13 protein-coding genes are annotated in these 14398 nt (G+C 64.0%); 7 read left to right on the top strand and 6 right to left on the bottom strand.

The window, feature by feature from the left end; genetic code table 11:
• Positions 1 to 2: 2 nt before the first annotated feature.
• Together AC0L16_RS31550 and AC0L16_RS31545 are read right to left on the bottom strand one after the other, a co-directional pair.
• Positions 3 to 785, bottom strand: coding sequence for a GntR family transcriptional regulator (locus AC0L16_RS31550; RefSeq protein ID WP_473625426.1), 783 nt, complete (start codon positions 783 to 785; stop codon positions 3 to 5).
• On the bottom strand, positions 782 to 1663 hold the full coding sequence (locus AC0L16_RS31545) for a glucosamine kinase nucleotide-binding domain-containing protein (protein ID WP_473625425.1): 882 nt from the start codon (positions 1661 to 1663) through the stop codon (positions 782 to 784). Before AC0L16_RS31545 ends, AC0L16_RS31550 begins: the two co-directional genes overlap by 4 nt.
• 199 nt (positions 1664 to 1862) lie before the next feature.
• Here AC0L16_RS31545 and AC0L16_RS31540 point away from each other — a divergent pair, with 199 nt between their 5' ends.
• The 7 genes from AC0L16_RS31540 (at position 1863) to AC0L16_RS31510 (ending at position 8692) form a co-directional block, all read left to right on the top strand.
• Positions 1863 to 2819: an N-acetylmuramic acid 6-phosphate etherase gene (locus tag AC0L16_RS31540; RefSeq protein WP_473625424.1), complete on the top strand. Its 957-nt coding sequence runs from the start codon at positions 1863 to 1865 to the stop codon at positions 2817 to 2819.
• Positions 2820 to 2821: 2 nt separating this feature from the next.
• Entirely contained in the window at positions 2822 to 4081 is a 1260-nt protein-coding gene (locus AC0L16_RS31535; RefSeq protein WP_473625423.1) for an ABC transporter substrate-binding protein, read from the top strand.
• 232 nt (positions 4082 to 4313) lie between these two features.
• Positions 4314 to 5237, top strand: a complete 924-nt coding sequence (locus AC0L16_RS31530; protein ID WP_473625422.1) for a carbohydrate ABC transporter permease — start codon at positions 4314 to 4316, stop codon at positions 5235 to 5237.
• Positions 5238 to 5247: 10 nt separating this feature from the next.
• Positions 5248 to 6087, top strand: coding sequence for a carbohydrate ABC transporter permease (locus AC0L16_RS31525; protein WP_023801468.1), 840 nt, complete (start codon positions 5248 to 5250; stop codon positions 6085 to 6087).
• Entirely contained in the window at positions 6084 to 6551 is a 468-nt protein-coding gene (locus AC0L16_RS31520) for a DUF4304 domain-containing protein (RefSeq protein ID WP_473625420.1), read from the top strand. The genes AC0L16_RS31525 and AC0L16_RS31520 overlap by 4 nt, the downstream gene beginning before the upstream one ends.
• Before the next feature lies 1 nt (position 6552).
• Positions 6553 to 7608, top strand: a complete 1056-nt coding sequence (locus AC0L16_RS31515) for a Gfo/Idh/MocA family protein (protein WP_473625419.1) — start codon at positions 6553 to 6555, stop codon at positions 7606 to 7608.
• 85 nt (positions 7609 to 7693) lie between these two features.
• Positions 7694 to 8692, top strand: a complete 999-nt coding sequence (locus tag AC0L16_RS31510; RefSeq protein WP_473625418.1) for an ABC transporter ATP-binding protein — start codon at positions 7694 to 7696, stop codon at positions 8690 to 8692.
• Positions 8693 to 8886: 194 nt separating this feature from the next.
• On the opposite strand, the gene AC0L16_RS31505 is transcribed toward AC0L16_RS31510, so the two are convergent.
• The 4 genes from AC0L16_RS31505 to deoC form a co-directional block, all read right to left on the bottom strand.
• Positions 8887 to 9732 (bottom strand): fumarylacetoacetate hydrolase family protein, encoded by an 846-nt coding sequence (locus AC0L16_RS31505; protein WP_473625417.1) that lies wholly within the window; start codon positions 9730 to 9732, stop codon positions 8887 to 8889.
• A 32-nt stretch (positions 9733 to 9764) separates the two neighbouring features.
• On the bottom strand, positions 9765 to 10496 hold the full coding sequence (locus AC0L16_RS31500) for an SDR family oxidoreductase (protein WP_473625415.1): 732 nt from the start codon (positions 10494 to 10496) through the stop codon (positions 9765 to 9767).
• Positions 10497 to 10703: 207 nt separating this feature from the next.
• Positions 10704 to 13076, bottom strand: a complete 2373-nt coding sequence (locus AC0L16_RS31495) for an aldehyde dehydrogenase family protein (RefSeq protein ID WP_473625414.1) — start codon at positions 13074 to 13076, stop codon at positions 10704 to 10706.
• Between the two features lie 15 nt (positions 13077 to 13091).
• On the bottom strand, positions 13092 to 14156 hold the full coding sequence (deoC, locus tag AC0L16_RS31490) for a deoxyribose-phosphate aldolase (protein WP_473625413.1): 1065 nt from the start codon (positions 14154 to 14156) through the stop codon (positions 13092 to 13094).
• Between the last annotated feature and the right edge of the window lie 242 nt (positions 14157 to 14398).

Genomic DNA, 14398 nt, shown 5'->3' with positions numbered 1-14398 from the left:
GCTCATGGCCGGCCCTCTTCGCCCGGCCCGCTCAGCCGGAGCTCGGCGACGAAATCATAGGCGTCGCCCCTGTAGATCGAGCGGGTGAATTCGATCACCTTGCCGCTCGCCAGATAGGAAATACGCTCGATGTGCAGGCCGGCAATGCCTGGCGGCACTTCGAGCAGGCGCGCGTCGTCGTCGCCGAGATTGGCGGCCGAGATGCGCTGCACCGCCCGCACCGGCCGCAGCCCTGTCGTTTCCAGCGCCGCGTAGAGCGACGAACCGATCGCCGCCGGGTCGGGCAGCACGCTGGCAGACAGTGCCGCGCGCTCGATCGCCAGCGGCGTTTCGTTGGCAATGCGCAGGCGCGCCACCCGCGCCACCAGTTCGTTCGACGACAGGCCGAGCACCATCATCTCGTCCGGCGAGGGCGCATAGAGACCGCGGTCGAGCCAGGCCGAACGCACCGCCATGCCGCGCCGCGCCATGTCCTCGGTGAACGACGTCAGCCGCGACAGCGACTGCTCGACGCGCTCCATCCGCGGCGCGACGAAGGTGCCGGAGCCGTGGCGCTGGACGAGGATGCCGCCCTTGACCAGATCCTGCACCGCCTTGCGCACGGTAACCCGCGAAATGTCGGCCTTGCTGGCGATGTCGCGCTCGGACGGCAGCGCGTCGCCCGGCCCGATCAGGCCGCGATTGACAGCGTCCTCGATGCTCTTCCTCAGCTGCAGATAGAGCGGCGCGCCGCTTTGCGCCGATTGTTTCAGCGTGGCGAAGATCTGGTCGGCGGCCTCGCTCATCGCGCCGCCTCCGTCGCACTCGAGAAAACGCGCACCGCCATCTGCACGGCGCCGCCCAGCGCGTCGTCGAGCGGCGGCTTCAGCAGCGCCCGGTAGCGCGCCGACAGGCGCGGCGCATAGAGCGGCGCCAGCCCGCCAAGCAGGCAGAGCGGATCGTCGTCGCCGAGATCGAGCACGCCAAGTGCTGCCTCGACATCGGCGATTGCCTTGTCGAGGATCCAGTTGGCGACGGCGTCGCCCTTTTCGGCATGCTCGAAGACCTTTGGCGCAAAGCCGCCGAAATCGCCGGGTTTGGCATTGGTGGTGAACTCGACCAAATCCTCGGGATTGTTGCGGAAGATAGCGAGCATGGCCTGCGTCAGCGGCGATCCCTGGCGGATGCCATCATAGGCGAGCAGCGTCTGCTCGAGCAGGTCGCGGCCGATGCGGGCGCCGCTGCCCTGGTCGCCGACCTGGAAACCCCAGCCGCCGATGGCGCGCGACTTGCCGTTTTTGCGCGCCATGTAGGCGGTGCCGGTGCCGAGGATGGCCATGGCGCCGTCACCGGAGCCGACCGCGCCTTCCAGGGCGATCTCGGCGTCGGTCTCGACATGGCTTGCGCTGAACGGCAGGATCGCTTCGAGCTGCTGCCTGTAGGTGCCGACATTGGCGCCGGCGAGGCCGAGGACGGCCGGTGTCTGCGGGACCAGTTCGGCGTCCTGCCCAGCGGCGACAAAGGCCTGCCTTGCCGCCTCGACGATGTTGGCCCTGGCGCCGGTGAGATCGGTGCGGATGTTGGCCGCACCGCTCTTGGCGCGGCCGACGACAGTGCCGTCCACTGTTGCAAGAGCCGCCCTGCAGCTGGTGCCGCCGCCATCGATGCCAAGCACGAATTTCACACGATTTCTCCTCCGGGCGGATAATACCAATAAAATACCAATAGCCAAGGGTTAATTTCCGTTTCAAAAAGATCAAGGCGTAATTGATTGAAAAACCTATGCATTTTGCCGGAACGACGATTTCAGGGCAGGAAGTTGCTAATGCGTGTGGACAAGTGGTATTTTTTTGGTATTGTTTTCTGGATTGGAGGGAAAGCGGATGGCCGAAACGCGCACCGAAGCGCTTCACCAAAATGCCGAGGGGCTGGACATCCAGGCCCCTAGCGCCATCCTTTCCTCTTTGGCCAACGCGCAGATCGAGGCCGCCAAGGCGGTGCGCGGCGCCATTCCTGCCATCGCCAAAGCAGCCGAAATCATCGCCAGCCGGCTGAACAGCGGCGGCAAGCTCGCTTACGCAGCGGCCGGCAGCTCGGGCCTGATGGCGCTGGCCGATGCGCTGGAATTGCCGGGCACCTTCGGCATTCAGCGCGACCGTATCGCCATCCTGATCGCCGGCGGCGACGATGCCTTCAAAACACTGGCAGGCGGGCCGGAGGACGACACCGACGAAGCCTCGGCGGCGGTTGCCGCTGCCGGCATCGGCGAGGGCGACTGCCTGATCGCGGTCTCGGCCAGCGGCTCGACGCCCTATGCGGTCAGGGCGATCGAGGACGCCAGGCGCCGGGGCGCGGCGACCATCGCCATCGCCAACAACAAGGATGCGCCGCTGCTTCGGCTGGCCGAAGTTGCCATCCTGCTCGAAACGCCGCCGGAGCTGATCGCCGGCTCGACGCGTATGGGCGCCGGCACCGCCCAGAAGATCGCGCTCAACATGCTGTCGACGCTGGCCGCCATCCATCTTGGCCATGTCCATGACGGCTACATGGTCAACCTCATGGCCGACAACATCAAGCTGCGCGACCGCGCAGCCCGCATCGTCGCCGCCATCAGCGGGCGCAACAGGGACGATGCGGCGCGCCTGCTCGAGGACAGCGGCGGCGCCGTCAAGACTGCCATTCTGCTCGCCGCCGGCGCCGCCAGCGCCGATGCGGCGCAGAAGATACTGGAAGGCACCGGCCAGAAGCTGCGTCCGGCGCTTTCCGCGATCGAGGGGAGCATGGGGCGCAAAGCCCCTGTTCTCAAAACCGAACCTGAAAAAGGTCAACAGGGAGACTGAGCATGACAACCAAACTACTGACGGCACTGCTTCTCGGCACCAGCATTCTCGGCTCGGCCGGAATGGCCCATGCCCAGGACGTAACGCTCAACATCGAAAGCTGGCGTGGCGACGACCTTGCCATCTGGAAGGACAAGCTGATCCCGGCTTTTGAGGCCAAGAACCCGGGCATCAAGGTGGTGTTCGCGCCGTCGGCGCCGACCGAATATGACGCAGCACTCGGCGCCAAGCTCGCCGCCGGCTCGGCCGGCGACCTGATCACCTGCCGCCCGTTCGACAAGTCGCTGGAACTGTTCAAGAAGGGCAATCTTGCCGATATCTCGACGCTGCCCGGCATGGAGAATTTTTCCGACGTCGCCAAGGCCGCCTGGCAGACCGACGACGGCAAGTCGAGTTTCTGCGTGCCGATGGCTTCCGTCATCCACGGCTTCATCTACAACAAGGACGCCTTCGACCAGCTCGGCATCAAGGTGCCGACCACCAATGAGGAGTTCTACGCCGCGCTCGACAAGATCAAGGCCGACGGCACCTACATCCCGATGGCGATGGGCACCAAGGATCTCTGGGAAGCTGCGACCATGGGCTACCAGAACATCGGCCCGAACTACTGGAAGGGCGAGGAAGGCCGTCTGGCGCTGATCAAGGGCGAGCAGAAGCTGACCGATCCGCAGTGGGTCGAGCCGTTTGCCGAACTCGCCAAGTGGAAGCCCTATCTCGGCGACGGTTTTGAGGCGCAGACCTATCCGGACAGCCAGAACCTGTTCACCCTCGGCCGCGCCGCTATCTACCCGGCCGGCTCGTGGGAGATCGGCCTGTTCAACACCCAGGCGCAGTTCAAGATGGGCGCATTCCCGCCGCCAGTGCCGAAGGCCGGCGACACCTGCTACATCTCAGACCACACCGACATCGGCATGGGCCTCAATGCGGCGTCGAAGAATGCCGATGCGGCCAAGACCTTCCTGACCTGGGTCGCCTCGCCGGACTTCGCCACCATCTACGCCAACGCGCTGCCGGGCTTCTTCAGCCTGAACAACACGCCGGTGAAGATGGAAGACCCGCTGGCCCAGGAATTCGTCTCCTGGCGCGACAAGTGCAAGTCGACGATCCGCTCGACCTACCAGATCTTGGGGCGCGGCACGCCGAACCTCGAAAACGAGACATGGGTTGAATCGGCCAACGTCATCAACGGCACCGATACGCCGGAAGCTGCCGCCAAGAAGCTGCAGGACGGCCTCGACAGCTGGTATAAGCCGGCGAAGTAAGAGCGAGCGCTATCTCCCCCTTCGAGGGGGAGATGTCGCCGAAGGCGACAGAGGGGGCCGGTAAAGGCAGGCCACGGCTTCATCGTTGCCGGAAGGCGCGGTCGAAACCATGGCGCGCTGCCTTGGCCGACCCCACCCGCCTCGCTTCGCGAGGCACCCTCCCCTCGAGGGGGAGGGAGGCGCCGCGCCTTTGGCGGCATTCGCAAGAACCTGATCGGCGGGGACCGAACGCATGGCCGCAGCACCGAAACGACCGTTCCGCTGGCATATCGTCGTCTTCCTGGCGCCGGCGGTGCTGGTCTATACGGCGATCATGATCCTGCCGCTGGCCGGCACCCTGCAGCTCTCGCTGTTCCGCAACGTCGACCAGGCCCAAATCTTCGTCGGGTTCGAAAATTTTCGCAAGCTGTTCGGCGATCCCAACTGGTCCGTGGGTTTCTGGAACGCACTGCGCAACAACGTCTGGTTCTTCATCATCCACATGGTCGTGCAGAATCCGATCGGCGTGCTTTTGGCCGCACTGCTGTCCAGCCCGCGGCTGAGATTCTCCGCCTTCTACCGTACGGCGATCTTCGTGCCGACGATCCTGTCCTTCGTCATCGTCGGCTTCGCCTGGAAGCTGATCCTGTCGCCGCTGTGGGGCGTGGCGCCGAACCTGATGGATCTTGTCGGCCTCAAAAGCCTGTTTACGCCATGGCTCGGCAAGGAGCAATATGCGCTGACCACGCTCAGCCTGATCTCGGTGTGGCAGTTCGTCGGCATCCCGATGATGCTGATCTATGCGGCACTGCTGTCCATCCCCGACGAGGTGATCGAAGCGGCCGAATGCGACGGCATCACCGGCATGTCGCAATTCTGGAAGATCAAGCTGCCGCTGATCCTGCCGTCGATCGGCATCATCTCGATCCTGACCTTCGTCGGCAATTTCAACGCCTTCGACCTGATCTACACCGCGCAGGGCGCGCTGGCCGGGCCGAATTATTCGACCGATATTCTCGGCACCTTCCTCTACCGCGCCTTCTTCGGCTTCCAGCTGCAGGTCGGCGATCCGAACATGGGCGCGGCGATCGCCACGATGATGTTTTTGATCATCCTTGGCGGCGTCTGCGTCTACCTGTTCCTCGTCCAGACGCGCCTGCGTCGCTATCAGTTCTAGGGGGCCAGACATGAGCACGGCAACCCACTCGCTGCCCCGCACCATCGGCGCCCATGCGGTGCTGTTGACCTACACGGTGATCGCGCTGTTTCCGGTGATCATCGTCATCATGAATTCGTTTAAATCGCGCGCCGGCATCTTCGGCGCGCCGCTGACGCCGCCGACCCCGAAAACCTTCGACCTGATCGGCTACACCACCGTCATCGGCCAGGGCGATTTCATTCACTATTTCCAGAACAGCCTTGTCGTCACCGTCGCCTCGCTGTTCTTCGTGCTGCTGTTCGGCGCGATGGCCGCCTTCGCGCTGTCGGAATACCGCTTCCGCGGCAATTCGCTAATGGGGCTTTATCTCGCGCTCGGCATCATGATCCCGATCCGCCTCGGCACCGTCGCCATCCTGCAATTGATGGTGGCGAGCGGGCTGGTCAACACGCTGACGGCGCTGATCCTGGTTTATACGGCGCAAGGCCTGCCGCTCGCCGTCTTCATCCTTTCGGAGTTCATGAAGCAGGTGTCCGACGATCTGAAGAATGCCGGACGCATCGACGGCCTGTCCGAATACACCATCTTCTTCCGGCTGGTGCTGCCGTTGGTGCGGCCGTCGATGGCGACTGTCGCCGTCTTCACCATGATCCCGATCTGGAACGATCTGTGGTTTCCGCTGATCCTGGCGCCGTCGGAGGAAACCAAGACGGTGACACTCGGCGCCCAACTGTTCCTCGGCCAGTTCGTCACCAACTGGAACGCGATCCTGGCCGCACTGTCGCTGGCGATCATGCCGGTGCTGATCCTCTACGTCATCTTCTCGCGGCAGCTGATCCGCGGCATTACTTCGGGAGCGGTCAAGTGAGCGAGGGTCGAGACATTATCGTCCAGAGCCTTGCCGAGACGGCAAGCCGCTACGGATTTCGAGGCGTACGCGCCACGAATTACTACCGCGAATGGCCGGAAACGGTCTGCATGCTCAACCTTCAGAATTCTGCCTGGGGGCCACAATTCTATCTCAACGCTGCCATCTGGTTGACGCGGTTCGGGGCGGAGCGCCGACCGAAGGAACACAAATGTCATATTCGCTGGCGCATCAATTCCTTGATGGGAGACGAGCAATCCAAGGCATTCACGGAGGCACTCAATCTGGAACATCCGTTGCCGGATGATCGAAGATCTCCGCTGATCAAGGCCGGCGTCGATACATATGGCTTCAGACTATTGGCACGATGCGAAACCGAACAGGCGGCTTTGCAGGTCGCAGATGAATGTGAGCCGCACGTGATGGTGCATCTGAAGGCCCGCATGCAAGAAAAGGCGCACTGAAATGGTTCAACCCCTTCGCGTCGTCGTCGCCGGCCTTGGCAATATGGGCCGCAGCCATGCGCTGGCCTATCATACCAATCCGGGGTTTGAGATCGCCGCACTCGTCAACCGTTCGGACGTGCCGCTGCCGGCCGGGCTTTCCGGCTACGGCATCAGCCGTTCCTTTGACGAGACGCTGCGCGACGAAAAACCTGATGTCGCCTGCATCGCCACCTATTCCGACAGCCATGCCGACTATGCGGTCAAGGCGTTCGAGGCCGGCTGCCATGTCTTTGTCGAAAAGCCGCTGGCGACGACGGTGGCGGATGCCAGACGTGTCGTCGCGGCAGCCAGGGCCAACGGCAGAAAACTGGTGATCGGCTACATTCTGCGCCATCACCCGTCCTGGATCCGGCTGATCGCCGAAGCGCGCAAGCTTGGCGGCCCTTACGTGTTCCGCATGAACCTCAACCAGCAATCCTCCGGCCATAGCTGGGAGACGCACAAGCAGTTGATGCGCACGACGTCGCCGATCGTCGATTGCGGCGTGCATTATCTCGACGTGATGCTGCAGATCACCGACGCCAGGCCGGTCGAGGTGCGCGGCATGGGGCTGCGGCTGAGCGACGAGATTGCGCCCACAATGTACAATTACGGTCATCTGCAGGTGCTGTTCGACGACGGTTCGGTCGGCTGGTACGAGGCCGGCTGGGGGCCGATGATCTCGGAAACCGCGTTCTTCGTGAAGGATGTGATCTCGCCCAATGGCTGCGTGTCGATCGTCATGAAGGAGGGCGTCAGATCCGACGACATCGACACCCACACAAAAACCTCGACCATCCGCCTGCACAGCGCGGCGACCGGCGCTGACGGAAAATTCGCCAAGCCGGACGAGATGCTGTCGATGGAGGGTGAGCCCGGCCATCAGGATCTCTGCGACCGCGAACAGGCCTTTCTGCTCAAAGCGATCCGCGAGGATATTGATCTCTCCCGCCACATGGACGACGCAGTAAAATCGCTCGCCGTCTGCCTTGCCGCCGACGAGAGCGTGCGCAGCGGCAAGGCGGTGCGATTGTGACAGGGGAATTTTCGTCGGGGTTTGCGCTCTAGGGCGCCCCCCTCTGGGCTGCCTTGGCGCCCACATCCCAATCCGGAGGAACAAAGTGGGCGCACTGAACATCGAGAATGTGAAAAAAGCCTTTGGGCCGGTCGAGGTGCTGAAGGGCATCAACCTCGAAGTGACCGATGGCGAATTCGTCGTCTTCGTCGGCCCTTCCGGCTGCGGAAAATCGACCTTGCTCAGGGTCATCGCCGGGCTGGAGGATTCGACCTCGGGGCGCGTTGTCATCGACGGGGCGGACGTCTCCGCAACCCCGCCGGCCAAGCGCGGCATCGCCATGGTGTTCCAGACCTATGCGCTCTACCCGCATCTGACGGTGAAGAACAATATGGGCCTCGGCCTCAAGCAGGCGGGCACGCCGGCGGCCGAGATCGACCGCCGCATCGGCATCGCCTCCTCGATGCTGTCGCTGGAGCCCTATCTCGCCAGGCGCCCGGCCGAGCTGTCCGGCGGCCAGCGTCAGCGCGTCGCCATCGGCCGCGCCGTGGTGCGTGAGCCCAAGCTTTTCCTGTTCGACGAGCCTTTGTCCAACCTCGATGCCGCACTGCGCGTCAACACCCGACTGGAGATCGCGCAACTGCATCGCCGGCTGAAGGCGACGATGATCTATGTCACCCACGACCAGGTCGAGGCGATGACGCTGGCCGACAAGATCGTCGTGCTCAATGCCGGCAAGATCGAGCAGATCGGCGGCCCGATGGAGCTCTACAATGCGCCGGCGAATGAATTCGTCGCCGGCTTCATCGGCTCACCGAAGATGAATTTCGTCGACGGCGCCAGGCTTGGCGAAACGGCAAAAACCATCGGCGTCCGTCCCGAGCACCTGACCGTCGATGCGAAATCCGGCGCCTGGAAAGGCACGGTCGTCCATGCCGAGCATCTCGGCGCCGACACCAATCTTTATCTCGACTGCGAGAAGGCCGGCCTGATCACCGTGCGCATCTTTGGCGTCTACAACGCCGAACCGGGAGCCACGCTCTACGCGACGCCGGATCCGGCGAAGACTTATCGGTTTGGAACGGATGGCAAGGTGCTGAAATAGCGCCCCTTTTTCCTTCTCCCCTTGTGGGGCCCGAAGGGCGGGCGAGGCCCGTGACTCGCCCCGGGCGGTGGATCGGCGCGCAGCGCCGAGACGGATGAGGGGTGTTGGACGGAGTGCTGTCGGTGCCAGGCTGGAGCACCCCTCATCCGACCGCTTCGCGGCCACCTTCTCCCACAAGGGGAGAAGGAAGAATCCTATACGTCCGCCTTGAACGTCTGCTTCTGCGTGCCCAGCCCTTCGATGCCGAGCTCGACGACGTCGCCGGGTTTTAGGAACACCGGCGGCTTCATGCCCAGCCCGACGCCCGGCGGCGTGCCGGTCGAGATGATGTCGCCCGGATGCAGCGACATGAACTGGCTGAGATAGGAGACGAGATAGGCGACGCCATAGACCATGGTCCTGGTCGAGCCGTTCTGCATCGTCTTGCCGTTGACCTTCAGCCACATCGGGATGTTCTGCGGGTCCTGGACCTCGTCCTTGGTCACCAGCCACGGGCCGATCGGCCCGAACGTGTCGCAGGACTTGCCCTTGGTCCACTGGCCCTGGCGCTCGGCCTGGAAGGCGCGTTCGGACACGTCATGCGCGACGCAATAGCCGGCGACATAATTTAGCGCCTCGGCCTCGGTGACATACTTTGCGGTCTTGCCGATGACCACGCCAAGCTCGACTTCCCAGTCGGTCTTGACCGAGCCGCGCGGGATCAGCACGTCGTCATCAGGCCCGACGATGGCCGAGCTTGCCTTCATGAAGATGATCGGCTCCGGCGGCACGGTGGCGCCGGTCTCGGCGGCATGGTCGGAATAGTTGAGGCCGATGCAGATGAATTTGCCGGTGCCGGCGACGCAGGCGCCCATGCGCGGCTTGCCGGAAACCGCCGGCAGCAATTTCGGATCGAGCTTCGACAGCGTTTCGAGCGATGCCGGGTCGAGCGCCGTGCCGGCAATGTCGGTGACATGGGCGGAAAGATCGCGGATCGTTCCATCCGCATCGAGCAGGCCGGGGCGTTCGCTCCCCGCTTCGCCATAGCGCAGCAGTTTCATTCTTTTTCTCCTGATTGCGACCCAGAGGCCTCTTAGATCGACCAGCCACCGTCGATATTATAAGCCTGCCCCGACGTATAGGTGGCGCCGGCCAGATAGACGGCGAGATCGGCAATTTCCTCTGCTGTGCCGAGGCGGCCCATTGGCTGGCGGGCGATGAAGGCGGCGCGCGCTGCCTCGTAGTCGCCCTGCGCATGCATGCGGTCCTCCAGCGACGGGCTTTCGACGGTGCCCGGGCAAATGGCGTTGCAGCGTATGCCCTTGCCGACATAGTCGGCGGCGACCGATTTGGTCAGGCCGATGACCGCCGCCTTGGTCAGCCCATAGACGAAGCGGTTGGGCACGCCCTTGGTCGAGCCGGCCAGCGACGCCATGTTGATGATCGAGCCGTCGCCGCGCTCCAGCATGCCGGGCAGCACGGCGCGGATGGTGCGGATCATCGAGCGGACGTTGAGGTCCAGGGCAAAGTCGAGATCGGCATCCTTCATCTCGAGGATCGAGCCGGAGTGGACGAAGCCGGCGCAGTTGAACAGCACGTCGACGGCGCCGACCTCGGCGAAGGCCGAAATCACCGCCTCGTCGTTCAGCACGTCGAGCTTGCGCGTTTTGATATCTGCCGTCTTGCCTAACTCCGCGAGCAGCACCTCGTTGATGTCGGTGGCATGAACGACGGCGCCCGCTTTGGCGAAAGCCAGCGCGCTCGCCCGGCCGATGCCTTGCGCCGCCGCCGTGACGACAACGATCTTGCCCGCCAGATCCGCCATGATTTTTTCTCCCTCTGTCGCCGCCACTGGTGCTATTCCCCTGGGGGCGGCAAATGTTTTTTCTCGGTAAAGAACATCTTTTGGCCCGTCAAGCCCGGCGCCGAGGCAGCGTCTTTCTCCGCGTCACTATACGGGAGAAATGCCCGGCCATCTGTCGACTGGACATGGCAATGAGGGGCGGCGCCGACGTTGACAATCTCCACACGCTCAGTCGCCGTAGGGCACCCAGACGTTCTTGACCTCGACGGCGCGGCGCAGCAAGGCATCGCCGGCGGCCTCGGCCGACGCCCAGTCGAGGCTGCGGCCGTTGCCGGTCCAGACGCGCTTGAGATTGCCGACGGAGTCGGCTTCGGCCCTGGCGCAGGTCTCGGCATCGGCGAACAGCCAGAGCCCGTCGACATCGTCATGCCTGGCCAGCACGCCGGCGAGCTCGGCGCTGCGGCCGGTGACGATGTTGATGGCGCCGGCCGGAACGTCGGAATATTCGATGATTTGGTAGAGATCGGTGGCAAGCAGCGGATATTTTTCCGACGGCACCGCGACCACGGTGTTGCCCATGGCCAGCGCCGGCGCCACTAGCGAGATCAGGCCGAGCAAAGGCGCATTGTCTGGCGCCACGATGCCGACGACGCCGACCGGCTCATGCAGTGCCAGCGTGACGGCGCGGGCCGGCGGCTGATGGACGCGGCCCTCGAACTTGTCGGCCAGGCCGGCATAGAGGAACAGCCGCTCGATCGACTTGTCGACCTCGTCGCGCGCGGCCTTGGCGGCAGCGCCGGTAAGCTCGGTGAGGCGGGCGGCAAACTCGTCGGCACGGCCCGAAAGATTCTCGGCCAGATAATACAGCACCTGGCTGCGATTGTAGGCGGTCGCTTCCGGCCAGGCCTTGCAGGCGCGAGCAGCCGCGACGGCATCGCGAACATCCTTGCGGCTGCCCAGGCCGACCTCGCCGGCAAGCTTGCCCTTGGCAGTGGCTATATCAAGCGAATAATTGCCGTCCGGCCTGACCTGCTTGCCGCCGATGAACAGCTTTGCCGTGCGATCGATGGCGTCGCCTTCCGACCGCTCGATCGGCTGCGCCGGTGCCGCCGCCGGCTTGACGACCGGGCCGAGCGGCAGTTTTGCCGAAAAATATTCGAGCATGCCCTCGCGCCCGCCTTCGCGGCCAAAACCGCTTTCGCGATAACCGCCGAAGCCGCAGGCGGCGTCGAACATGTTGGTGCCGTTGACCCAGACGACGCCGGCTTTCAATTGCGGCGCGACGTGCAGCGCGAGGTTGACGTTCTCGCTCCACACCGAAGCGGCCAGGCCGTAGCGCGTGTTGTTGGCGAGTTCGATCGCTTCCTCGGTGTTGCGGAAGGTCATGGTCGCCAGCACCGGCCCGAATACTTCTTCTTGGGCCAGGATATTGGCCGGAGAAACGCCTGTCGCCAGCGTCGGCAGGTGATAATAACCGGAAGACGGCAGCGCCACGTCCGGCTGCCAGCAGACGGCGCCCTGCCTGGCGCCTTCGGCGACCAGCCCCTTGACGCGATCGAGCTGGGTCAGGTCGACCAGCGGGCCGATATCGGTGTTCTTGTCGAGCGGGCTGCCGACGCGCAGCCGGCTCATCCGCGTCTTGACCTTGGCGATGAAGGCCTCGGCGATGCCTTCCTGCACCAAAAGCCGCGAGCCGGCGCAGCAGACCTGGCCCTGGTTGAACCAGATGCCGTCGACCAGTCCCTCGACGGCGCTGTCGAGGTCGGCGTCCTCGAAGACGACGAAGGCCGACTTGCCGCCAAGCTCCAGCGATATTTTTTTGCCCGATCCGGCAGTCGCCTTCCGGATGATCTTGCCGACCTCGGACGAGCCGGTGAAGGCGATTTTCTGGACGCCGGGATGGTTGACGATTGCCGCGCCCGCCTCCGGCCCGCCCTGAACGATGTTGACGACGCCCTTCGGCACGCCGGCGCGCTGACAAATCTCGGCGAACAGGATGGCGGTAAGCGGCGTGAACTCGGCCGGCTTCAGCACCACCGTGCAGCCGGCGGCAAGCGCCGGCGCGATCTTCCAGGCCAGCATCAACAGCGGAAAATTCCACGGGATGATCTGGCCGACGACGCCGACGCCCTTTTCGCCGGGGAAATCCCTGTCCAGCGCCTGCGCCCAGCCGGCATGATGGATGAAATGGCGGATGGCCAACGGCACGTCGATGTCGCGGCTTTCGCGGATCGGCTTGCCGTTGTCGATCGATTCCAGCACCGCAAACAGCCGCTGGTGGCGCTGCATGGCGCGGCCGATGGCGTAGAGCACTTTGGCGCGTTGGTAGCCGGTGGCTGCGGCCCATTTCGGCAGCGCTTTTGTCGCGGCCGAAACCGCCGCGTCGATATCGGCAGCACCGGCATCCGACACCTTGGCCAGCAATTTGCCGGAGGCGGGATCGCTGGTATCAAAAGTCTTGCCGCCTGCGGCTGCCTTCCAGTCGCCGCCGATGAACAGCGCTTTGGAGAAATCGCGCGCCCCAAGCCAGGCATCGGCCTCGTTGCGGGCCTCCGGCGCCGGGCCGTAGTCCATGGCGTGATAGCGTTCGAGAATATTCATGGGGGCACCCGATAGTCACGCCATCGCGTGGCGATGATTGGCCGAATAATGGCCGGTCAGATGATGTTCGAGCTGGCGCTCGATGTCGGTCAAAAGGCTCGAAGCGCCGAAGCGGAACAGGTCCGGCTCCAGCCACCGCCGTCCCAGCTCCTCCTTGATCAGCACCAGCCAGTCGAGCGAGGCTTTTGCCGTTGAAATGCCGCCGGCCGGCTTGAAGCCGATGAGGTAGCCGGTCTCCTCGAAATAGGCGCGGATGGCGCGCACCATGGCGAGGCCGACCGGCAATGTCGCGTTGACGCTTTCCTTGCCGGTCGACGTCTTTATGAAATCGGCGCCGGCCATCATCGCCACCATCGATGTCAGCATGACGTTGCGCAGCGTCGCGAGGTCGCCGGTGCCGAGGATGACCTTGAGATGCGCCTCGCCGCAAGTGGCGCGCATCGCGACGATCTCGTTATAGAGTTCCTGCCATTTTGCGGCAAAGACCAGGCCGCGCGGAATGACGACGTCGATCTCGTCGGCGCCGTCGCTGACCGAGGCTTCGATCTCCTGCAGGCGCGTCGACAGCGGGGTGAGGCCGTGCGGGAAGGCGGTGGATACGGCGGCGACATGGATGCCGCTGCCGCGCAGCGCCTCGACGGCAGTGGCGACGAAGGGATGATAGACGCAGACCGCCGCCGGGCGGATTTTTTCGCCTGCTATGCCGAGGCCTTCGGCGATGTCGCGGCGCAACGGATTGACCGCCTTGGCGCACAGCCGGCGCACGCGCTCGTCTGTGTCGTTCGAGTTCAGCGTCGTCAGATCCATGCAGGCGACGGCGCGCAGCAGCCAGGCGGCCTGGTTGTCGGCCTTGATCGAGCGCCGCCTGGTCAGGCTGGCGACACGCCGTTCCAGCGCCGAGCGGTTGACGCTGCGCATCGATTCCATGAAGCCGAGATCGAGCTTCATGCCGGGATTGCGGGCAATGCCGTGCGCCTGCGGCGCCGGCGCGTTGGCAGCGCTGCGCGCCGGCAGCGGCGTGATCTTGGAAGGTCCCAATCTGTCGGCACTAAGCTCGGCTTCGCGGCTGGTGCTGCTCATCTCCTGCCCTTTTGTTCGACGACTTATGCCGAAGATAGCCCGTGAAGCAGCGCTTCACGAGTCCTTCAGGCGGTCATAACGGAAAAAGCCTGTTGTGACATCAGCCGAACAGCGCGCTCTCCCTTCTCCCCTTGTGGGAGAAGGTGGCCGCGAAGCGGCCGGACAAGCGACTATCTGGGGTGTCAAGTTGCATTTGCGAACTCTTTGCGCGCATCGCGTGCTTTTGCATTGAGAATGACGAG

The sequence above is a fragment of the Mesorhizobium sp. WSM4848 genome (assembly GCF_055811375.1).
Note: the sequence above shows the minus strand (reverse complement) of the source record. Positions and strands in the feature narration are given on the sequence as shown.